Origin of the sequence: Grimontia marina (assembly GCF_900060185.1) — a bacterium.
Classification (GTDB): domain Bacteria; phylum Pseudomonadota; class Gammaproteobacteria; order Enterobacterales; family Vibrionaceae; genus Enterovibrio; species Enterovibrio marinus.
Window position 1 is genome coordinate 1 of sequence record NZ_FIZY01000056.1, and the last position, 21,844, is coordinate 21,844.

Annotated in this window: 16 protein-coding genes and 1 pseudogene; 10 read left to right on the plus strand and 7 right to left on the minus strand. The window is 47.4% G+C overall.

The window, feature by feature from the left end; translation table 11 throughout:
- Together GMA8713_RS28215 and GMA8713_RS20955 are read left to right on the plus strand one after the other, a co-directional pair.
- Positions 1-202 (plus strand): annotated as a pseudogene (locus tag GMA8713_RS28215) (IS4 family transposase); the annotation flags it as partial.
- A 468-nt stretch (positions 203-670) separates the two neighbouring features.
- Entirely contained in the window at positions 671-1,399 is a 729-nt protein-coding gene (locus GMA8713_RS20955; protein WP_232314512.1) for a helix-turn-helix transcriptional regulator, read from the plus strand.
- 59 nt (positions 1,400-1,458) lie between these two features.
- Here the strand turns inward: GMA8713_RS20955 and pdxH are convergent, their stop codons facing one another.
- Entirely contained in the window at positions 1,459-2,097 is a 639-nt protein-coding gene (pdxH, locus tag GMA8713_RS20960; protein ID WP_062713938.1) for a pyridoxamine 5'-phosphate oxidase, read from the minus strand.
- 145 nt (positions 2,098-2,242) lie between these two features.
- Between pdxH and GMA8713_RS20965 the strand changes: the two genes are divergently transcribed.
- The 8 genes from GMA8713_RS20965 to GMA8713_RS21000 all read left to right on the plus strand — a co-directional run bounded on the left by GMA8713_RS20965 (position 2,243) and on the right by GMA8713_RS21000 (position 13,848).
- Positions 2,243-4,051, plus strand: coding sequence for a sensor histidine kinase (locus tag GMA8713_RS20965; protein ID WP_062713940.1), 1,809 nt, complete (start codon positions 2,243-2,245; stop codon positions 4,049-4,051).
- Positions 4,048-5,355 (plus strand): sigma-54-dependent transcriptional regulator, encoded by a 1,308-nt coding sequence (locus GMA8713_RS20970; RefSeq protein WP_062713942.1) that lies wholly within the window; start codon positions 4,048-4,050, stop codon positions 5,353-5,355. Before GMA8713_RS20965 ends, GMA8713_RS20970 begins: the two co-directional genes overlap by 4 nt.
- 357 nt (positions 5,356-5,712) lie before the next feature.
- Positions 5,713-7,113, plus strand: a complete 1,401-nt coding sequence (locus GMA8713_RS20975; protein ID WP_062713944.1) for an HlyD family type I secretion periplasmic adaptor subunit — start codon at positions 5,713-5,715, stop codon at positions 7,111-7,113.
- Positions 7,114-7,198: 85 nt separating this feature from the next.
- The gene (locus GMA8713_RS20980) at positions 7,199-8,518 is read left to right on the plus strand and encodes a TolC family outer membrane protein (RefSeq protein ID WP_062713976.1); all 1,320 of its coding nucleotides are present in this window, start codon (positions 7,199-7,201) and stop codon (positions 8,516-8,518) included.
- Between the two features lie 3 nt (positions 8,519-8,521).
- A complete protein-coding gene (locus GMA8713_RS20985; protein WP_062713946.1) occupies positions 8,522-9,115 on the plus strand; it encodes an OmpA family protein in 594 nt (197 codons plus the stop codon).
- Positions 9,116-9,131: 16 nt separating this feature from the next.
- Positions 9,132-9,800: a transglutaminase-like cysteine peptidase gene (locus tag GMA8713_RS20990; protein WP_062713948.1), complete on the plus strand. Its 669-nt coding sequence runs from the start codon at positions 9,132-9,134 to the stop codon at positions 9,798-9,800.
- A 6-nt stretch (positions 9,801-9,806) separates the two neighbouring features.
- A complete protein-coding gene (locus tag GMA8713_RS20995; protein ID WP_062713950.1) occupies positions 9,807-11,738 on the plus strand; it encodes a bifunctional diguanylate cyclase/phosphodiesterase in 1,932 nt (643 codons plus the stop codon).
- Complete coding sequence (locus GMA8713_RS21000) at positions 11,731-13,848, plus strand: type I secretion system permease/ATPase (protein WP_062713952.1); 2,118 nt, start codon at positions 11,731-11,733, stop codon at positions 13,846-13,848. The genes GMA8713_RS20995 and GMA8713_RS21000 overlap by 8 nt, the downstream gene beginning before the upstream one ends.
- Before the next feature lie 102 nt (positions 13,849-13,950).
- Here the strand turns inward: GMA8713_RS21000 and GMA8713_RS21005 are convergent, their stop codons facing one another.
- The 6 genes from GMA8713_RS21005 to GMA8713_RS21030 form a co-directional block, all read right to left on the minus strand.
- Positions 13,951-15,615, minus strand: a complete 1,665-nt coding sequence (locus tag GMA8713_RS21005; RefSeq protein WP_062713954.1) for a flagellar assembly protein A — start codon at positions 15,613-15,615, stop codon at positions 13,951-13,953.
- 285 nt (positions 15,616-15,900) lie between these two features.
- Positions 15,901-16,284, minus strand: coding sequence for a PilZ domain-containing protein (locus GMA8713_RS21010; RefSeq protein ID WP_062713956.1), 384 nt, complete (start codon positions 16,282-16,284; stop codon positions 15,901-15,903).
- A 190-nt stretch (positions 16,285-16,474) separates the two neighbouring features.
- Positions 16,475-17,227, minus strand: a complete 753-nt coding sequence (locus GMA8713_RS21015; protein ID WP_062713958.1) for a phosphatase — start codon at positions 17,225-17,227, stop codon at positions 16,475-16,477.
- A gap of 9 nt (positions 17,228-17,236) precedes the next feature.
- A complete protein-coding gene (locus GMA8713_RS21020; protein ID WP_062713960.1) occupies positions 17,237-19,297 on the minus strand; it encodes a GNAT family N-acetyltransferase in 2,061 nt (686 codons plus the stop codon).
- A gap of 119 nt (positions 19,298-19,416) precedes the next feature.
- Positions 19,417-20,385: a ParB/RepB/Spo0J family partition protein gene (locus tag GMA8713_RS21025; protein WP_062713962.1), complete on the minus strand. Its 969-nt coding sequence runs from the start codon at positions 20,383-20,385 to the stop codon at positions 19,417-19,419.
- Between the two features lie 3 nt (positions 20,386-20,388).
- A complete protein-coding gene (locus tag GMA8713_RS21030; protein ID WP_062713964.1) occupies positions 20,389-21,597 on the minus strand; it encodes an AAA family ATPase in 1,209 nt (402 codons plus the stop codon).
- Positions 21,598-21,844 lie beyond the last annotated feature (247 nt).

Consider the following 21,844-nt stretch of genomic DNA (forward strand, 5'->3'; position numbering starts at 1 on the left):
TTTTATGATGGCATTGAGAGATATTCAGGATGAGCTGATGTGGTGTGCGATAGCAGCCCCCGGCTCAATCCCGAGAAAGCTAAGAGCCATGCGGGAGAGAGTGAAACGCTACATACTCCCCAAAAAAAGAAAACGGCCCAAAGCGAGGACCGTTCGTATTAATAAAACTCGCTACCCTGTTCGCTCTAAGCATCTTAAGTGATAGGTGTTACGCTATTGCGGGCTTTTTTGTATATTCGAAATCTCGATTGTCTTTGACCAATAAATCCCCAGTCCGCTCGAAAAAACGCGACCAACATCGCTAATAACAAACAATCTTGTCAGTTAATCACTTAATTAGTGCATTCCCCCCATGCCCAAATTTCTAGCCCCTGCGTATAGTGCCACTTAAATAGGCGCATATTGCAGTATGCGCCTATTTTGACACTGAAATTTACCTCGGTGCCCCATCAGATCCTGCGTGATTACCCTCGAACACAGGGTCAGGTGGTCTCTTCTACACGTCGTACAGGAAGAAACTCGAACGAGTGAGATCTTGTCTTTACCGGCTCCTACGAGCCGGTTTTTTTATCCGAACCGTCGGGAATTTCAGTCTGCCACAAAGAAATAGCCATATGATTAATACTATTTAAATATCATATACAATTACTTACAATACGATGTAGTTTAAATGCACTCGACACAAATCATGAATGACATGTCCTTGCCTCCTTCCATGCTGATCTCCCTATTTGAGCAACTTCCAGGTTGTTGGGGCTGCAAAGATACCCAATCTAGATTCGTTCATGTCAATAACGCTTACGCCCGACTTGTTGGCGCGCGCACACCTGATGAATTGAAAGGGAAAAGTGACGGTCAACTTCCTGAGGCCATTGCTGAGCACGCCGAACAGTTTCGTGAACAGGATCTACATGTCATAAAGAGTGGGAAATACATACGTGTACTCAACATCCACCCCTACCCTGATGGGCACTGGCAAGCACACGTGTTTACGAAAGTACCTTGGTATGGGAGTAAAGGAGAGATTTTGGGTACTATCTTTCATGGTCAGCCATTGAACGACAATCCCATGCTGGGGGTAGGTCAATGGATTTGTAAAGCGGCAGGCATTGAACCAGTTGAATCGCTGACCACAGAGGGAACAAAAAGCGCCATGCAACTCTCCACCCGCGAGTCCGAAGTCCTCTTTTTTCACCAGTTCGGCAAAAAACCCCAGTTTATTGCACAGTCTCTTGGGGTGTCGGTCAAAACCATAGAAAATCACTTCGCCAACCTGCGCGTGAAGCTCGGTGCATCAAATAAAACTGAACTGGTCGATAAAGCGCTGGAAATGGGGGTGGGTTGTAAAATCCCGGATTCGCTGCTGAAGCAGCAACTCACCTTTGTATTGTCACAGTGACTTTGACGCAAAAAAAGCAGCGACAATCCGCTGCTTTCCTTTTTGGCAGCAACACGTTTTTAAGGTGCTAACCGTTCGATGTCCCACTGACCGTCATTCTCCTTCTGGAAAACGAACCGATCGTGCAAGCGATGCTCACCGCCTTGCCAAAACTCGAAAGACTCTGGCTTCACGCGGAATCCTCCCCAGAACGTTGGCACAGGTACTTCTCCCTTGTCGAACTGCTGCTTCAACTCCATGTATTTACCTTCCAGCGCTGAACGTGCAGTGATCCGTTCACTCTGGCGGCTTGCCCAAGCAGCCAATTGGCTCTCTTTGGGACGGGACAGAAAATACTTCATCACGTCAAGCTTGCTGAGCTTTTCCGCCATGCCTGTAATGTGTACCTGACGCTCTAGTGGATGCCACGGGAAATGGAGGCTAATACGTGAGTTATTTGCTAAATGTTTGGCTTTACGGCTGCCGAGGTTGGTGTAAAAAACAAACCCGTCGTTATCGACATGCTTCAACAACACAATGCGTTGAAATGGCTGGCCATTTTCGTCAACGGTGGCAACAGTCATTGCAGTGGGGTCCGGCAATTTGGCTTCAATGGCTTGTTTGAGCCAGTGCTCAAAGAATTGAACCGGGTTTTCAGGCAGGTCTTTGCGTCTCAAACCGCCTTGGTTATATTCTCTGCGAATATCATACAATTCCATTGTGGTGCTCCGAATGCGTTTTTACGCCATTGTGATGGGGCGTGCGTCTTTTCTCAAGCGAATTTCGGCACTCAACAGGCGGGGTTACTGCTCATCACATCAATCCATTGGTCCTGGTGGCACCTAACAATCTAGCAGGGACGCTATGCGCCGACGTTTTATTATTTCTCTAGTCACAGCCTTCGGCGTCTTGCTGACCGTTTTGGTGGGTGCTTTCACTTATTCTTCGGTCGAAAAACGCTTCGCAACAGAAATCGAATACGACGTATATCAGCTCCAGGAAAAGCTCTCCGCCGAACTCGCCCGTTACAGTGAAATTCCCGTTGTACTCTCGGCTGACCCAAGATTGAAACGCTTACTACGTGTACCGAAGAGTAAAAGGTTATATAAAGAAATCAACCTATTATTGAACAACTGGAATACGCGCTTAAACAGCGATGTGATCTACTTGATGGACAGAAGCGGCCTGACTCTGGCAGCCAGTAATGCCGATGCTCCACAAAGTTTTGTTGGGCACAATTATCATTACCGCCCTTATTTTCAACAGGCGATTGAGGGAAAGAAAGGACGATACTACGCACTGGGGGTGGTCTCTGACAAGCGCGGCTACTACTTCTCCTACCCGGTGTGGGATGGCGAAGTGATTACTGGCGTACTGACATTGAAGGTCGATCTGTCTATCATCGACAGCATCTGGGGTCAGCAGAAATTCGACTATTTGATTGCCGATCCACTCGGAGTGGTTTTCTACAGCTCGCGAGACGAATGGCTATATCAGTCCCTTTCCATTCTGTCTGATCAACAAAAAGAAACGATTCGTGACTCCCGCCGCTATGGGGACTCCTCGTTAAGTCATCTCACAAAGTTCAGTGCACTGGAAGATATTGCAGCGCAGGAAGCTCTGCATCTTGGCTTGCCCAATAGAGCCCCTGAACATGTGCTCGTTTCCAATACCGATCTAGGCAGTGCTGGTTGGCGGATCTACGGTTTTATTCCCACCAGCGATGCCTGGCCAGTGGTCACTCAATCTGTCTTGATTTTCGCAACCTTCTATGGCCTGCTGGTTTTGGTACTCACCGCCTGGCTGCAAACCGTCAAAACCCAGCGAAAGCTTGCAAGGCTCAATGATGAACTGGAACAAAAAGTCGACTCTCGAACTGCCAGCCTTGAGGAAACCAACACTAAACTGAGACAAAGCATCCAGCAATATGAGGATACGGAAAAAGCCCTTCGCCAGACAGAAAACGAACTAATACAAACCGCGAAACTCGCCATGCTCGGCGAACTGTCTGCCAGTATTAATCACGAGATCAACCAGCCTCTTGCTGCAATGCGCACCTATACGGAAAACAGCATCAAGCTTATGGAAAAGGAGCGCTATGAGTCAGTCAACGGAAACCTGAAACAACTCAATGAGCTTATCGGTATGGTCGCAGACATCATCGCGCGCTTTAAGATCTTCGCCAGGAAACAAAACCTTGAAGGTAAAGCCCGAACATCGCTGGACGACGCAATCACTGCATCCCTCAAACTCTCCGCCGCGAGTTTTATCAAGAAAGGTATCCAAATTGCCTGTCACATACCGGAAAAAGGGTTAATGGTAAATGCCGATACCGTTCAGCTTGAGCAGGTGATTCTGAACCTGCTTAACAATGCCTCACAAGCCGTCGATAGTGCACAGTCACCGGAAATTGGTATTAAAGTAGAAACCTTTCTCGATCGCGTTTCTATTCACGTTTGGGATAACGGACCTGGCATTGATAGTGACACCAAGAAAAAGATTTTCTCGCCTTTCTACACCACTAAAAAAGAAGGGCTTGGATTAGGGCTGACTATCTGCCGCCGGATTGTAGAGGGATTTAGCGGTAGCCTCCAAATCAGCGACCACCCAACAGGTGGCGCCGAATTTACCATCACCCTCCAACGCCTTTATGAAGGAGACTCTCCACAATGACACCGGAAATATGGATCATTGATGATGAGCGCACTATTCGCGACTCACTGAGCCAGACTCTCGACATAGAGGGTTTTCATTCCCGCGCCTTTTCCAATGCCAAAGATGCGCTTGAAAATCTCAATGCCACCTTTGAAGGGGTGATCGTTTCAGATATTAACATGCCACAGATGGATGGTATGACCTTCCTTAGCAAAGCACTCGATGTTGATCCTGAGCTTTCCATTGTCATGCTGACCGGCCATGGGGATATTTCCACTGCGGTGTCTGCGATGCGTCAGGGAGCCTATGATTTTCTGGAAAAGCCCTTCTCAACAGATACCCTTCTCGATGTGATTAAACGTGGTACTGATAAGCGCCAACTGGTGATGGAAAACCGCGAACTGAAACGACAACTCGAAACCCAAAGCGCCCCAGGACCGCGGATTTTGGGTAATGCTGACTCAGTTAAGCAACTTAGACGTACTATTTTCTATTTAAAAGATCAGAATGGGGACATGTTGCTACAAGGCGAACGTGGCACAGGAAAAGAACTCGCCGCGCGTTTTATACATGATCAAGGTACACGGCAGGACGAACCTTTTGTTGCATTGAAGTGCCGTCAGGTTCCGGAAGCCTTGATTGCCATGGAGCTATTCGGCTCAGAGCAACAGGCCTACGCCAGCTTTCCAAGCTATAAGAACAGCAAAGTTGCCGCTGCGGGCAAAGGAACACTGTTCCTTGATGGCATCGAAGCACTATCGCTAAACGTGCAAGAAAAGCTCGCTACGTTGACGGGGTCTTCCGAACGACCGCGTATTATCGCATCAACCCGACAGGATCTCACCAATAGCGTTACTCAAGGGCATTTTAGTGCACGTTTATTCCAGAACTTGGCGGAAACCACATTGATATTTCCCCCACTTCGGGATCGCAGAGAAGATATTGTCACCCTTTGCCAGAATTTTGTCCGAACCACTGCATCACGCTTCGGTATTGCCCCACCCAAGTTAGAGTTGGAACACAAAGAAAAGCTGCTAAAACACCCATGGAAGGGCAATGTCCGGGAACTCCAAGCGTTTGCAGAGCGGTGGGTACTCATGGGAGAGCAAAACCTGACAACCGAAAATGGCGAATCGAACGAAAAAGAACATGACTCCTTGGCTGAGCGTATTCTGAAAGTTGAACGGGCCATTTTGTTTGACGCTCTGAACCGTCATAACGGCATGCTCAAAGAGGTGCAAATTGAATTAGGGCTCGCCAGAAAAACGCTCTATGCAAAGCTTAAAAAGCATCATCTAGATAAACAAAACTTTAAAGGCTAAAAACACAGCCACCTCTGTGAGGCGGCTATTTTCCATATGAAACATCACACTTAAGCCTTCATAAAGTAAGGAAAAATCACTAGCCGACAGCCCCCTAAATCAATTTTTTTTAATTTTTTAAAGATATTTTCAGAGCGTCAGTATTAGCAGCCACTTCCCGCTAATGCCGCGCCACGCCTAAGTTGCGCGATACTCTATAGTTTCTCGTGTGTGAGAAACTGCCTCTTGCTCATTCTCGTTACACTATTACCGATTAGTGAGAATCTCATTGATAAACTACTCTTTTATGAGGGAGTGTTGGCTTTTCTGGTCTGCAACTCCTTTTGTGTTTTTAGATTTTTTTTAGTCGGCATTGTAATGACAAAACCAGAAAAACAGGGTTCTAAACTGCCAGCGAGCGAGCACCTCGACTATATCGATGACAAAACCGCTGCTCTCTTGCTTTCCACGCCCAAAAGTGCGCGTGTTTTGCTATGGGTTATTGCGCTTTTTATTTCCGTCAGCGCAATTTGGGCTGCTTTTGCAGAACTCGACAAGGTGACCGTCGGCCAAGGAAAGGTCATCCCTTCTTCCCAACTACAGGTGGTACAAAACCTGGAAGGAGGATTAGTTAAAGAATTATTGGTGCGTGAAGGTGACATCGTAGAAAAAGGCCAACAGTTGCTGCTTATCGATGACACTATGTTCCGATCCGACTTTCGCGAACGTATTCAGGAGTTGACAAGCCTACAGGGCGATGCCGTCACGTTGAAAACACTGGTAGGTTCTGTCGTGGTCAACTCGGAAGTCGAGCTTGATGCTTGGCAAGGCACTGTCTCTATCAACCGCGTAGAACTCGAATTTGACCCCAAATTTGTTGAAGAGCACCGTTCTGTCGTTTCACGTCAACGTGCGGAGTACCATGAAAAGCTCAACAACCTACAAAATCAGCTCTCTGTGACCTCTCAGCAAATCCGTCAAAAGCAGCAAGAACTCATCGAAACCAAGGCGCGGGTGCAAAACCTTCGGCAAAGTTACAACTACGCCCGTGAGGAGTACAACATTACCAAACCTCTTGCTGACGAAGGTGTCGTTCCACAGATCGATTTGTTGAAACTTCAACGCCAGGTCAATGACACCAAACGTGAACTATCCTCTGCCGAACTGTCACTTCCCTCGATCACTTCAGCACTTCAAGAGGCCGTCTTCAAGCATGTTGATGTAGCACTGAAGTTCCGTGGAGAGCAGCAGGAAAGGCTAAATGATGTTGAGGACAAACTTCTGGCGATGACAGAAACCCGTGTCACTCTTGCCGATCGTGTTGAGCGAACAATCGTCGTCAGCCCGGTGGATGGCACCATCAAGAAGCTACACATAAATACTGTGGGTGGCGTTATCCAACCGGGCATGGATCTTGTTGAAATCGTACCGAGTGAAGACAACCTGCTGATCGAGGCAAAAATCGCACCTCAGGACATTGCATTCCTTCGCCCAGGGCTGGAAGCCATCGTGAAATTCAGCGCTTACGATTTTACCATATATGGAGGACTCACAGGCATTTTGGAAACCATCAGCGCCGATACCATTCAGGACGAAGAAGGTAAAAGTTTCTATCTTGTAAAAATACGTACTGAGTCCAATAACTTGGGTGACGGTAAAGAACTCCCGATTATTCCGGGGATGACAGCATCAGCTGACATCATTACGGGCAAACGCAGTGTTCTTGACTATCTTTTAAAACCAATATTGCAAGCGCAAAAATCCGCACTCCGGGAATAAGACACTTGCCAACCAGCTCCAAAGAAGACTGGGATGTAACAATAATTAGCGGTAAATGCTGCCTTTTAAAATGGGGGGATGTATTTTGAACTGGAAAAAGCTTTTGATTGCTTCTGCTATCAGCTCGCTGTGCACACCAGCATGGTCTATGTCGTTGGAGCAAGCGGTTGCCACCACCATAGCAACGGATCCAGAACTGAAAAGTGCGTTTAACGATTTCATGAGTAACCGCGAAGATATCGAAGCGGCGGCGGGTGACTACCTGCCAGACATTAACCTCAATGCAGGTTACGGTTATGAGCTAATCGACAATGCTACCACCCAGGTGAGTGGTGATAAGGACTTCAACCGAAAAGACGCTACGATTAGTTTGACCCAACTTATCTGGGATGGGCAAACCGGCGATAACATTGACCGAACTGAGTTTGAAGCCGAAGCGCAGCGTTATCAATTGCTTTCAGATGCCCAAGACAAATCTCTCGCAGTCACAGAGGCATACGTTGCGGTGCTTCTTACACAGCAGCTACTTTCATTGTCCGAGGCCAACGTAGAAGTACATGAAAACATGCTGTCGGATATTAAACGTCGTGCAGAGTCGGGCATTGGTTCCACGGCTGACTTGTCACAAGTTCAGGCTCGCGTAGCACGTTCTACCACTAATATGTTGTCAGCCAGGAGTAACTTGGATGATGCAAAGACGGAATTTACGCGCCTCGTAGGTATTGAGGTTAAAGACCCAGTCGATCCAGAAGTCGATGTGCTTTATTTGCCGCAGTCGCAGGCTGAAGCAATTGAAGTAGCCTTTGCAAACAACCCGGTGATCAAGCTGGCTAACTATGACATTGATGCCGCACGCGCTCAATATAGCCAGAACAAGGGCAATATGTACCCCTCATTTACCTTTGAAGCCAGTCAGAGTTGGAGTGAGGAAGCAAGTGGCGTGCGGGAGGATGTCAATGAACTCAGTGCCATGTTGAGAGTGCGCTTTAACTTGTACAACGGCGGCACAGATTCAGCCAACGTCCGTCGAAGTGCATATCAATTGAATAAGTCCAAAGATATCTTGGACAATGCGTCGCGACTCTTAATTGAGAGCACGCGCCTAGCGTGGAGTGCATACCAGTTGACAGAGCAACAAAAGAAGTACCTTGCGCAACATGTGGATGCGGCATCTGAAACCGTTATCGCCTACGAAAAGCAATTCAAGATTGGACGCAGAACCTTACTGGATTTGCTCAACACCGAGAACGAACTCTTTGAGGCAAGGCAATCATATCTCGATGCGCACTATGCGAATATCACGGCCAAATACCGCGTACTCAACAGCATGGGTACCCTGCTGGATGCACTACGCGTTGATGTGCCGGAAGAATGGCTTGAACCGGTTATAGAGAAAGAAGGTTAACCCATGAAACACGTTCTGCTTTTCAGCTGCACTCTCCTAGCCATTGGAGGTTGTTCCCTTTCCGCCGAAGTGACGCCTCTTGCTGAGCAAAGAGCCGATTTATTAGACGACGATAATGATGGCGTCATCAATGCGCGGGATTTGTGCGATAACACACCGGGTGTTGCGATTATCGACAATGACGGGTGCCCAACATACCTTTTGCTTGAAAGTGATAACTCGCTAAGAATTCAGTTTGCAAACGACTCTGCAATTGTAGAACCCGCTTATCGTGAAGCACTGGACAAAATGGCTGGATTCCTTAAGCTTTATCCCGAAACCTTTTTAGAACTTCAGGGACATACAAGCTCTCCAGGGGCTGAGGACTATAACAAAAGCCTGTCTGTCCAACGTGCGAAAGCAGTTCAAGCACAGCTCATAGAAAGAGGCGTTCCAGTCGATCGTCTCACCATTGTAGGCCTGGGTGAAGGCGATCTTATGCTGGCTGACAGCACGGAGACCACACAACTTGTGAATCGCCGCGTCGTGGGCCGCGTTAAAGGATTCAAAGGGGAAATCAAGGAAGCATGGACTATCTTTACCCGACGGGAACAATAGCAGTTGAGGTAGCCTGATGCGTAAAAAGGCCACCTTGTTTCTCATGTTCCTACTGCCATCTATTGTAACATTCGCACTTAATGGTACAGACAATCAATGGATCAACAAAGTAGCGTCGTTTTATGGCGAAAGAGCAGGAAAGCGAGTCGCGACATGGCGTAAAGTCGTCGCGGACTCTGCCAATCTCTCAGAGACCCAGAAACTTGAAGCGGTAAACACCTTCTTCAACCAACTCTATTTTGTGAATGATATCGATTTGTGGGGAAAGAAGGATTATTGGGCAACGCCATTGGAGTTTCTTGGAAGCGCGGCGGGGGACTGTGAAGATTTCAGCATAGCGAAATACTTCACGCTTCGTGAGCTTGGCATTGACGATAAAAAACTACGTCTGGTTTACGTTAAAGCCATAAAACTCAATCAATTCCATATGGTTGTTGCTTACTACCCGACCGCTTCCTCCGAACCAGTTCTGCTGGATAACATTGATCCTGAGATCAAAAAGGCCTCAAAGCGACGAGACCTACTGCCTGTTTACAGTTTCAACGGTAGCAGGCTATGGCTCATGAAAGAACGCGGTAAAGGTGAGCTTGCAGGCAATTCATCGCGACTGGGCTTGTGGAACGATCTCCGGAAGCGTATAGGATCTGTAAGGCTAAACAAACCGCTCAAAAACTATGGTGGGTGAACGTCTATGACTTTATACCGGCAATTGTTTACATGGATGTTGGCGATATTCTTACTGCTGATTCTGGCGGTGACAGGTATTCAGCTAAACACCACTCGTAATTTTCTGCTGACTCAGCAATCGGCTGAGGTAAATAACACAATCAACTCGATGGGCCTCGCCCTCGCGCCTTATCTTGAAGACGACGATAAAGTCGCTGTGGAATCAGTGATCAACGCACTGTTCGATGGCGGTTTCTATCAGGAAGTACGTCTGAAAATGCTATCCGACGGCAGTGAAATTGTCCGTGAATATCCAGTACATGTAGAGGGCGTACCAGACTGGTACACTGGTCTCGGCCTCTTTCCTGTCATCACAGAGGAGCGCACATTCACCAGCGGCTGGCTGCAGCTAGCCGAGGTCAGTGTCGTCTCGCACCCAGGTTACGCTTACAAGGAAATGTGGCGTTCCACCATCCAACTCGGTATCTGGATTGGTATTCTGTTCGTGATTGCGATGCTGATTATTGCGATACAACTCAGCCGCTCTCTGCGCCCACTCGATACCATCACTGCGCGCGCAAGAGAAATTGCCCGCAACAAATTTGGTGACCCCATCCCGCTTCCACCGACCCGCGAACTGAAAACCGTGGTACGTGCGATCAACCAAATGAGCAGCCAACTTGAAGCTTACTTTGAACAGCAAGCTAGAGAAGCTGACCGCCTGCGTGAACATGCTTATCGGGATACTGTTTCTGGTCTGGGCAATCGCAGTTTCTTCGTTGGTCAGCTTAAATCCTGGCTCGCTGAATCTGCTATTGGTGGTCTGGTGATGGTCAAAGTTGACCTGATCACTGATACCTATCGTGATCAAGGCTTTGCTCAGGGTGATACTATTGTTGGCCAGTTTGCCAAGAAGCTGAACACCACCCTGACAGATGCTGACTGCACGGCTTCACGAATTTCTAAAGATGAGTTTGTGGTGCTTGCGCCAAACAACACAGGTGAAGATCTGCAAATCATTGGTGAAAGTATCATGGCGATCGTCAATGACATGCAACACGACCCAATGGGCATTACCCCGCCGAAAGTGGCCATTGGTCTTGCCGTAAACAGTACCGATAACAGAGACGCAAGCGTGCTTCTGGCGCAGGCGGACAATGCCCTTACCCAAGCTCGTAACACGCCAAACCACCCAATCTCGACGATTGACCAGACCGAGAACGATGCCTCCATGGGTAAACAGCAGTGGAAAGCACTCATCCTCGATGCCATCGCGCACGACTGGTTCAAGTTTAAATTACAGTCAGCTTCAACCAGCGACCAAACTGTTATTCACCAGGAAGTCTTTTCTGCCATTGAAAAAGGTGATGATTATTACGGTGCTGCGCACTTCCTTGGAGCCGTTGAGCAGTTGGAACTTGGTGAATCTTTTGACCGCTACGTGTTGAGCCACATGATTGATCGCCTGAGTGAAGACGCTAATCTTGGACCGGTTGCGATTAACCTGACCCAGAATAGTGTCACCAACGCATCCTTCATCCGCTGGTTGACCACCATGATGCAGAAGCATCGCAATATGGCGGGTCGCCTGTTCTTCGAAATCCCAGAAAGTGTGTTTGTCCGCTTCCCAGATCACGCCAGCCTGCTGACCGAACAAGCGCATCGCTTTAAGTTTGGATTTGGTGTCGACAACTATGGCCGCAACTTCCAGTCGCTGGATTACCTCAACAAATTCAAGCCTTCATACGTGAAGATAGATTTTGCTTATACCAGTAATCTCGACGACGAATCACAAAGCCATGTGCTAGCCTCAATATGTCGTACGGCCCACAACCTCAACATCACGACAATCGCAACGCGTGTTGAAACGGAAGCTCAGCTGAACAAGCTGTCAGAACTGTTCGTAAACGGCTTCCAAGGCTTTATATTCGAGAAGAAATCAGAGAATCATGGTTAAAGACCCCCTGTTACAATCTTTGGTTTACGTCAGCCGCTACTTCGGCCAATCAAACTCGCCGGATGCCTTGGTATCCGGCCTGCCAATTTCTGACGGATTTCTTTCTCCATTCCTGTTCCCTCGTGCCGCTGAGCGGGCAGGTATTGACGCTAAAGAAAGCCGTCAGGCGCTCAAAGATTTGTCTCCCATGTTGTGTCCTTGCGTTTTGTTACTAAAGGATAATCAGGCATGTGTGCTTCTGAGCATTAACCACGAAACAGGTGAAGCCGAAGTTGTTGAACCGCTCACGGATACCGCGCCTGCGGTTCGCCCTATCAGCGAACTGGAAGAGGATTACCTTGGTCGTCTTTTCTTACTGAAAAAACACTTTCGTTACGACGAACGCTCTCCTGAAATTCTCAAGGAACGTCAGGGGCACTGGTTCTGGAGTACCCTCTGGGAGTCGCGTTCAATTTACCGTGATGTGCTGATAGCCTCCATTTTTATCAATGCCTTTGCTATCGCCACCCCACTCTTTTCGCGCATCGTCTACGACAAGATCGTGCCGAATCTAGCGTTCGACTCCCTATGGGTACTCGCCACTGGGGTCTTCGTCATCTTCATTTTCGATCTTGTGCTCAAGATGCTACGAAGTTACTTCATAGATATATCTGGAAAGAAGTCTGACTTGCTCATCTCATCGCGGATTTTTGAGAAAGTTATGGGTATACGCATGGAGGCCCGTCCACCTTCCGTGGGTGCCTTCGCACGTCATATGCAGGAATTCGAATCCATCCGGGACTTCTTTACATCTGCATCTGTCTCCGCATTGATTGATTTACCTTTTGCCTTTTTCTTCCTGTTTATTATCTGGATTGTCGCAGGTCCTCTCGTTATCGTCCCCATCGCTGCTGTGCTAATTTTGATGATCCACGCAGCCATCATCCAAAAACCCTTGCGCCATACCATTGAAGAAGGTTCGCGTCTGTCTTCTCAAAAGAATGCCAATCTGATTGAAAGTCTTGCTGGTCTCGAAACCATCAAACTGTTTGGTGCAGAAAGCCAGTTCCAATACCGCTGGGAAGAAGCCGTCGCGCACATGGCAAATTGGGGCATCAAAACCCGTCGCCTTACCGATTCAGTTCAAAACGCTGCGGGCTTTATCCAGCAGTTCGTGAATGTTTCCATGATTGTATTCGGTGTGTATCTGATTTCAGCCGGTGACTTGACCATGGGTGGATTGATTGCGGCTACCATGTTGAGTTCTCGCGCCGTAGGTCCGATGGTACAACTCTCGCTGCTATCTACCCGCTACAATCAAGCCAAGTCAGCGATGGAAATCATCAGTCAGCTAATGAATATGCCATCCGAGCAGGAAGAAGGGAAACGCTACATTCACCGCCCCATTATTCGCGGTAAGATTGAATTTGACCGCGTGAATTTCAATTATCCAAACTCTGAAGTCGCGGCACTCCGTGATATCTCATTCACCATACTGCCAGGGGAAAAGGTTGCCATCATTGGGCGGATTGGTTCAGGTAAGACAACCCTTGGTCGTCTATTAATGGGCCTGTATCGCCCTACAGAGGGCTCAGTGCGTATTGATGAAACGGACGTTAGTCAAATCCATAACATCGACATACGACGTAATATAGGCTGCGTGCCGCAAGATCCCACTCTGTTCTTCGGTTCGATACGCGATAACATTACCTTAGGACGCCCACTGGCTGACGACCGTGATATTTTGGACGCAGCAAATCGTTCCGGTGTCACTACATTTACTCAGCGTGATCCAGCCGGCCTCGAACGTCAAGTCGGTGAGGGCGGTAACCAGCTATCCGGCGGTCAACGCCAGTCTATTGCGATCGCCAGAGCAATGTTGGGGCGACCTCCTGTTCTCTTGATGGACGAACCTACGAGTGCAATGGATAACCGCTCGGAGCAGTTTATCAAGCAGCAGATGTCATCGCTTCGCCGCGATGAAACCTTGATCCTCAACACACATAAAACCGGCATGCTCGATGTAGTAGACCGCATCATCGTGATTGAGCAGGGCAGTATTGTGGCTGATGGACCAAAGCTGTCCGTATTGAAAGCTTTGAAAGAAGGGCAAGTTCAGAAGGTAAGCTGATAGTTTCGGTTTTATCAGACAAAGAAAAAGCACCGGTCTAGGTGCTTTTTCTTTGTCATGTCATTTTACAGTGTAAATGACGACGGCCTGTCTAGCGCAGCATCAAGAGGAAGATTTTTCGATGGTCACTTCTTTACCGTTGGTGACAAATTTGCATGCACCGTACTCGTTAACCAAATTGGTAGAGGTATCACCTATCTGGCAATAAACACCAGGGAAACAGTTTTTATATACTTCAATCACATAGAGCCGATAGAGTGTACTTAGCTCAGATGAGCTGCTTTCCATCTTAGTTTTGATTTCAGCTATTCGTTCAAAGTGGTGTGTTTTCGTCCATGCAAGACGCTCGATTAGCTCATCTGGACGCTTGTTAGCTGGCTGCTGCAGTAATTTCATTTCCGCATCTTTCACCTTCATCAATTGCTCGTGCTCATGATCCAGCTCTTTAGAGAGATTAATGGTGTCTCCCATCAGTTCACTGAGCCCAGTAAATGCATGAACGTTGGTATGAACACCCGATGCTGCGCCTAACGTCACGACCCTCACGCCTCGCTGGGCGACGTGCGTTCCTCCCGTTAGGGTACCGTTTCGTTTAAATTCATCACATACAACAAGATCATTTTCTGTAAAGGTACGGCAATGCATCGCATGCTGACTGATCGTGATGTCGCCTTTTGCTTCAATACGGGCGTATTGTGCAAATTTGGCAATCACCGAGCCATTGGCTTTCAGACTGGTAGATATTTCCTGTTCAGACTGGACTTGCCTGCCTAGTAACCCGTTGTGAATAATAATGTCCCCCCCCGCAGTCAACGAGGCAGACTCCACCACACCACCAACCGTGATCGAGCCTGTGGCATTCACTTTCATTCCGGCGTTGACATCCCCGTTGATGACAACACTGCCCTCAAAGTCGATATGTCCGGTAGCAACGGTAACATCCTTTATGCAAAGCGCATTATCCACTTCGACGCCATCGGGATGCAGCATGGGTAGACCGGTAACTTCCGCAATAATCACGTTCTCGTCGTTGTTGCTGAATTTACTACCGGGATAAAGCTGAAGAGGGATATCGTTGCCTGGTGTGGTTGGGAGGATTTCGCCTGTCACACGAAACCCTTCAATCCCTTTTGTTGGCGGGATACGTTTTGCGAGGGGCTGTCCTTCCTTGACGGTGACCATCTTACCCAAATCGCGCATATCGACAGTACCATCTTCTCGCTCTTGAGGACGAAGCACTCGGGATTTACTGTCCTTCACTAAGTAAGCCAGTTTGGAGTCATCTCCAGGTATCGGCCATTTACCGCTGGCGATAGGCACTTCGAGGTATTCCCCGGGTTTTAGTCGGGCTGATGCAGAGAGAAGTTTTTGAAGTGTTTGCTTCTTTACACCGCGTATAATTTGAGACGCTTTTAGTGCCGCCAGAAGATCATTGCCTTTTATAGGATTGCCGCCGCAAGCACCGTTGACACGAAGGAAGGCTGTCATTTTTTCATCGTCAAAACGCGCACTGACCGAGGCATCGCGGAGTTCAGCGATAACAACGTCGTCAGGCTCCCCTTTCCACTCATCGTTACAAGCGTTGATTTTGTCCAACACAGTTTCTATGGTTTTCTCAAAGCGGAAAAAACTGGCTACTTTATTTTGTACCAGCCAATCAACAATATGCTTTTTTTCGATCTGGGGTGCGTCTTGTTCTTCCTTCGGTACTACAGTCATGTATACCCTGCGACCATCGTTAGATAGCCGCAAAAGCTGTTGCAGCATGTAATCCCCTAAATAAATACATTAAATCTATGAACGAATGTCACGGATACATTCTACCTAGATGATACACTTCAAAAGAAACACCACAACACTCAAGTTAGAATCAGATCTCATTAAATTAATGAGTGCCGACTCAATTAAGATATCCATGTCATATAAATGAATTATAGAGAATTCTTAGGCATTATGCCCTCGCTCTCGTCAAAGTTTAGTTCAAGCTTATGATAGACAAAAATCACACATATTCAGTGTGCTTTTAAATCAGTAAGTTAGCGCTTTTATAATCTATGGAGACAACATCTGATGTTCTTCATCAGATAGCCATTCATCTAAACTAAAACCGTAACGAAACTTTCCGTCGGCCTCATCGTTACAATAGATTAACGAGCCTTTTAATGATGGGATATCAACGACTTTCAGAAAATAGTTTACTTCAAGAGCAATGTTTTCTGAGGTTATTAAGCCCATTCCACTACGACTGATATCGCGGATAACAACTGGGTGCCCGAAATCTTCTTCGTCGTGCTCTGCCATCGGATGTAAAGTGGCATGTAGACGCGCAAGGATCCCCCCGCCTCCTAGTTCAATTCTCTCTTGAAAGCGTTTACACTCAGCTTCTCCCCCAGATCTCTCAATCAGGGTATCGCAGAGCTTTTCATAGTCATTCATTGTACTGCCTCCCCGGTAACGGCTTCTCCTCTTACTGCGATAGCTAACCACTCATAGCCGCAACAGTACTTCGTTACTCTCAGCAGCAGAGATAAAAGTATATTTATGATTCAACAAATTCCATGTATTGAATATTAGATAATCTTTATCCAATTTACTGCGAACTTCCATGTTCATTTACAGTGTAAATTTACGTTCTCTGGGCGAATTCTTCGACACGCCTTTGCCTGATTGCAAATCGACGACGTTGAAACGTCTCAAAACGCACTGCTCCTGACGTGATAACTTGCTCTTCTGAAAGACCGACTTTTTCAATCATTGTAAGCACGCTTGATAGATTACCAATATCACTGGCAAAGTGAGCATCAGACCCCGTGGTGACATAAGCGCCCATATCTCTTGCAAGCTCGGCTATCGCGAGGCAATACGGTTCGCTGCCTTTCCTTGAGCCGTTTAAAGACGAGTTATTGAGCTCAATCGCGACACCATGTTTGACCGCCGAAGCGACAACAGCTTCCGCGTCAATCGGATAATTAGGATTACCCGGATGGGCAATAGCATCAATCAATTGGGATTCGATTGCACCAATCATCGCTTGAGTGTGCTCCTCTTTGGACAGAGCACGAAAAACTGCTTCATGTAAACTTGCATTGACCCATTCCATCCCAGCATACACATAGGTCGGCATATCCAGTTCCCCATCGGAATTCATAATATTGGCCTCAACACCGCGAATAATCCGAACGCAGAATAGCAAATCAGGAATCACACGTTGATTAACAAAATGCCAATGATGAGGAGCGCCTGGCATTGTACTGGCATGATCGGTCACACACAGATGACTTAAGCCAACAGATTTGGCCTGTGCCGCGTTTTCCAAAATTGTGCTGTAGGCATGACCGCTGGCGACAGTGTGTGTGTAAGTATCTACGACAAGTTTCATTGTATGTCCTTATTTTTCCAACTGCTGCCGAATCCAGTCACGCATGGCAGCTTCCGTATCTTTGCGTCCGTGAAATCCATATCTCTCAGAGACTTCTGCCCATGAATGTCGCAAGAGAAGACGCGAAATCATTAGCGAGCCTATATCGTTGGACATATTTTGTGTCATCCTTGTAGCAAGCCTATGAATGAACCAATGCCATAAACTGCCTGTCACCAAATCGTATCCCAGACTACCTTGTGCAAAAAGGTCAACCTGGTGAAGAGCAAAAACTGAAGGCGGACTCACTGCATCCGAGCCTGCCAGCAATGCTGCAACCAGTTCAGTGTCCATATCTGAAAACTGCTCGCACATCTGGTGCTTAAAGTTGAGATAGAACAGGTGTTGAATTCCATCAAACCAATCAGGTTTACCTTGAATGTGTTTGCCAAGTTGAAGCGAATAAGTGCCACTTGCAGCGTCGCGCCGAACCCCCAACCGCAAAGGCTGATAACCCAAAGAGGACCAAAATTGCCAAAGCTCTTTGTTGGCGCCAAAACTGGTTCCCACAATATTAATACTCTCCTCCCCAGCCGCTTTCTCAAATGCGCTAACCAGCTGCTTGCCAATACCTTTTTTCCTAAATTCCGGTAACACAGCGATACGTACAATTCTAAGAAGAGGTTTTTCCAGAACCGCCACATTGCCACTATGCGCAGCGAGACTTTGCGCAAGCAGGTGGCCTTTGAGTCGCCGCTTTCCACTAGCAACTGATTTAGCGAGGTCATCATCAAAACCGCCCTCTTTCGCCGCCAACAACGCCCCGACTAATACACCATCACAGTACGCGCCCAGCAAAATCTGGTCTTGTCCATCCAACAACTGGACTAAATCATTGGGTGAAGTCTGGTAGTGTGCTGTCACCAGCAGTGAAAAAAGTTGTCTTAGCCCGTCTTCATGGTTCGCAAGTCTTCTGGCGTTAATTGGCTTAACTTTGATAGTCCTTTCGTTATTTTCAGGAACCAAAGGTTCCGCATCAAACAAAAACGCCTTGAACAGCCAAGACTCCAAGGGATCATTTTCAGCCCAACGAACCGCCTCAGTTAAGATCACTTCCTGCCAGCCTTTAGCCTCAGTATTAAGTAACCCTCTAAATCGATGACTGAATGCACGGCCTGTTCCCTCATAACCATGCTCAGTGGAAGAAAACGCGATACGGCTATAGGCCTTGAGCATTTTAGATAACATCGGAAGTGGAATAGCCGCAGCTTCATCAACAAGCAGAAGGTCACAATGAGGTTTATCCCGAAGCAACGCATCAGGCGCGACAAAGGAGAGTTCACTGCCGTTATCTGCCAATAATGAAAAGCGCACTTTTTTAATCAAATCTCCGCGGTCTGCTGCATGAGAAAAAAGGGTTTCGACATTAGAAAAATAAGGAGAAGTAACGATTATTTGTTTTTGGGATTGGAGCATCACCTCTGCAGCAGCCATACCCATTGCGGATGATTTACCCCGCCCTCGGTCCGCGACTAATAGAGCGGGCCGACGCCGGTGGCCACTCAATACTTTCTTTATAGCTGCAATCGCAGTTTGCTGGGATTTGGTTGCTCCTGTTGTCTGCAACCTTATTTGACTTTCAACGTTGGCAACGTCGACTGTTGGCAAGGAAGAGTGACCTTCTTGACGCAGAAATGCTGCTGCAGAGTTATCCCCCAAACGGAGGAAACGTTGATAAAAATGACTTTCTGGAAATCTGTTTTCGTCCACAATCAAAAACAATAGCTCTCCGCCTCTAACACTACCTGCGACAACACAGAGTTTGTCGACGTCAACAACCGCTCTCAGATCGAGAGCTACTGCCCCTATCCCTTTCCCCAGCAATTGGCGGACCTTGTTCCAAGGGAGTATATGACTACCACACAGCGAATCACTGACCACAGCATGTACATCGCCCGCAAAGAAAATATTTTGAAGAAATGCATCATCGCCAGATACGAATACGGGATATCTTACAAAACCGGATTTGGCTTTGTCTTTCAGGCTATGGAGTATTTGAAGAGGGTCAACAGTCACAATCTTTTCGTTCATCAATGGATACCCATCAATGATAACGGAAATAGCAAGGGGGAGAGAAAGATTTAGGGACTAGGCGTTTTAAATCCCATAAAGAAAAAACGCGCCCGACGGCGCGTTTACTGTCATTCAACTCAAGCTAGGCGGGACTTGATAAATGCCAGAATAGCATCAGCATCTTCGTCTTTTAGCTTTTTGAGGTTAATTGCAATCGCATCACCTTTACGACGATAGCTCGCGCGACCTTTGATTAGGTCTATAGTAGGTGCGTCAGGTTTTACTATTTTTGGCTTGAGTGAATCACACCACTGCTCAAGTACAATTGTTACCTCTCGGGTAATTCGGCTCACACCTGCCGCTTCAACTTTCTGCCAAATCGGCGTGCCTTCAAACTTATCGTCCAACGCCTTCTTTTCATCATCAGTCAGAGAGAAGTATAACTTGTGCAGCTTAACAATGGTTGGCCGGCCCAGCTCAGCAACACTTGGGTAAGCTTGTAGCAGTGATAGAGGCAATGCTGCCGCTTTCAGAGCGCCACTGACCAGTGCTTCGCTGCACTGACAAACTTTCGCCAACTCTTTCTGATCGAGCACATCGCCGCGATCCAGCATGGCCTGCATCTCTTTACCACGCTCATAAAGCGACAGCGGTTTGTGTGCATTGGCCACATCTGACAGGAATTTCGCATGCTTACTGTTGATGCCTTTAGCGACATAAATCAGGAAGTCTTGCTTGGCGAGAATACAGGACATTCGGCGGCGGCTACCGTCCAGTACTTCAATCTTATCGTCTTCCAGCCAACGACCGACAGCTGGATATTGCTGACCGCGATCTTTCAGCGTGGTGAGAATATCTTGCAGGGCGAGTTCATTTAAGAAAGATTGCTCACGCGCGTTTTCCGAGAACACGGATGTGCGGTTAGCAACATCCGCTGCTGCCACTCGCACCAGTTGAAATTCCACAGTGGCTTCACCAGCTACAGAAAGTTCGATCACCGCTGCTTTATCAGAAGCGGCTTTTTGCGCTTCCTGAGCCGAGGTCGCGCGACGTTTATCCGCTTTACCAAACAAGCGCGCATTCAATTCTGATGTTTTAATGGCCATTTATCACTCCTGGTTTCGCTGCGACCAATGGCTGTGAAGCACTCGCTCCAACTCCAGCCCGGCACGATGAACCGCTTCCTGTGCCGTTGATAGGGTCTTTTTCCCGCCCTCGAAGTCCTGGGCAGTCAGGTCAAACACGGTACTATAGGTATCTGCACACGTTTCAAATGCACGGCTTCTTGGAATCGTCGCCATCATAACCTGATCACCAAGGAGATAGTTCATTTCAGTCAGTACCGACACCTGTTTTTTGTTGTCATCTTCAAACATAGTCGGAACCAGACGAACAAACTCTAGACCAGGCCAATCTTCCGGGAACATTTCATATACCGTAGGTAGGTGTTGGAAGAAGTTCACGGTGGAAGCCCAGTCTAAACGCTTTGCTGCACAAGGAATCAACAAGGCATTAGAAGCATACATAGCATTCCAGACAAGAGGATCGATATGCGGACCGGTATCAATCATGATGATGTCAAACTCATCAGCAATCACATCAATAACTTTCTCTTTCAGCAACTGCACGATGTCCAACGAGCCATTGGTCGCAAGGCTTTGCCAAGCTTCGGCGTTAAACATGGCGTCTTCAGGGAAAGCCGCAATCGTTTTCAGATTAGGGTACTGGGTTGGTAGCAGTACATTCTTCATCATGAATTCTTTATCAGGAGTCTGCGGTGTGTTTTCCAACATCACGTCAACCGCAGAGTAGATCCCTTCCTGCTCGGTAATACTGATTTGAGGGTTAAGGAAGAGGCGAAGCGAACCTTGAGGGTCTAAGTCGATAAGACAAATACGGTAGCGCTTATCGAGATTCAGCGCCATACAAGCTGCGATATGAACGGCACTCATCGATTTTCCGGTACCGCCTTTCTGGTTCTGGATATTGATAACCCAAGGCTTATACCCGGCGCCTTTTCCCTCATGGAAAGCCGGAATTTTCGCCGCTTCCATGATTTGGTGAGCTTCATCTAACGTAATAGAGTAATGGTTAGCATTATTCTTCGTGAACTGATGACCACCCTCTTCCATACGGGTAATAGCTTCATCTAACTTTCGACGCGTCAGCCCAGAACGTGTCTCCATCAATGCTTTTGACATTGGTGGGAACAGTTGGTCGTGACGTTCCTCCATCACGATTTCAATACGGTCCGCTTGAACCTGCTTGGTTTGCTCTGCAATAGTTTGCAGGTTTTCTATTGTCTTTTCCCTATTCATTTTTCTTTTCGCCATAAAAGAGAATTAAACAAATTGTACAGCAAAATACATCACGCACAATAAATAGCTGAACATACTGCAAAACAATTAGGATCTTGCTCACTTTATGTCAAGATGATGAAAAATCGAACAAATAATTTGTGACTTACGACAGGTCGAAATACCCAGATTTAAAGTGTTACGGCGTCACCTCTTTACAATGTAAACCAGAAATAAAAAGAAGATGAAGTGAAAAACACCGGAACGC

Excerpts from the sequence above, each read along its gene's own strand:
- GMA8713_RS20955 (WP_232314512.1), top strand. The coding sequence starts at position 671 with ATGCACTCGACACAAATCATGAATGACATGTCCTTGCCTCCTTCCATG.
- pdxH (WP_062713938.1), bottom strand. The coding sequence starts at position 2,097 with ATGGAATTGTATGATATTCGCAGAGAATATAACCAAGGCGGTTTGAGA.
- GMA8713_RS20965 (WP_062713940.1), top strand. The coding sequence starts at position 2,243 with ATGCGCCGACGTTTTATTATTTCTCTAGTCACAGCCTTCGGCGTCTTG.
- GMA8713_RS20970 (WP_062713942.1), top strand. The coding sequence starts at position 4,048 with ATGACACCGGAAATATGGATCATTGATGATGAGCGCACTATTCGCGAC.
- GMA8713_RS20975 (WP_062713944.1), top strand. The coding sequence starts at position 5,713 with ATGACAAAACCAGAAAAACAGGGTTCTAAACTGCCAGCGAGCGAGCAC.
- GMA8713_RS20985 (WP_062713946.1), top strand. The coding sequence starts at position 8,522 with ATGAAACACGTTCTGCTTTTCAGCTGCACTCTCCTAGCCATTGGAGGT.
- GMA8713_RS20990 (WP_062713948.1), top strand. The coding sequence starts at position 9,132 with ATGCGTAAAAAGGCCACCTTGTTTCTCATGTTCCTACTGCCATCTATT.
- GMA8713_RS20995 (WP_062713950.1), top strand. The coding sequence starts at position 9,807 with ATGACTTTATACCGGCAATTGTTTACATGGATGTTGGCGATATTCTTA.
- GMA8713_RS21000 (WP_062713952.1), top strand. The coding sequence starts at position 11,731 with ATGGTTAAAGACCCCCTGTTACAATCTTTGGTTTACGTCAGCCGCTAC.
- GMA8713_RS21005 (WP_062713954.1), bottom strand. The coding sequence starts at position 15,615 with ATGCTGCAACAGCTTTTGCGGCTATCTAACGATGGTCGCAGGGTATAC.
- GMA8713_RS21010 (WP_062713956.1), bottom strand. The coding sequence starts at position 16,284 with ATGAATGACTATGAAAAGCTCTGCGATACCCTGATTGAGAGATCTGGG.
- GMA8713_RS21015 (WP_062713958.1), bottom strand. The coding sequence starts at position 17,227 with ATGAAACTTGTCGTAGATACTTACACACACACTGTCGCCAGCGGTCAT.
- GMA8713_RS21020 (WP_062713960.1), bottom strand. The coding sequence starts at position 19,297 with ATGAACGAAAAGATTGTGACTGTTGACCCTCTTCAAATACTCCATAGC.
- GMA8713_RS21025 (WP_062713962.1), bottom strand. The coding sequence starts at position 20,385 with ATGGCCATTAAAACATCAGAATTGAATGCGCGCTTGTTTGGTAAAGCG.
- GMA8713_RS21030 (WP_062713964.1), bottom strand. The coding sequence starts at position 21,597 with ATGAATAGGGAAAAGACAATAGAAAACCTGCAAACTATTGCAGAGCAA.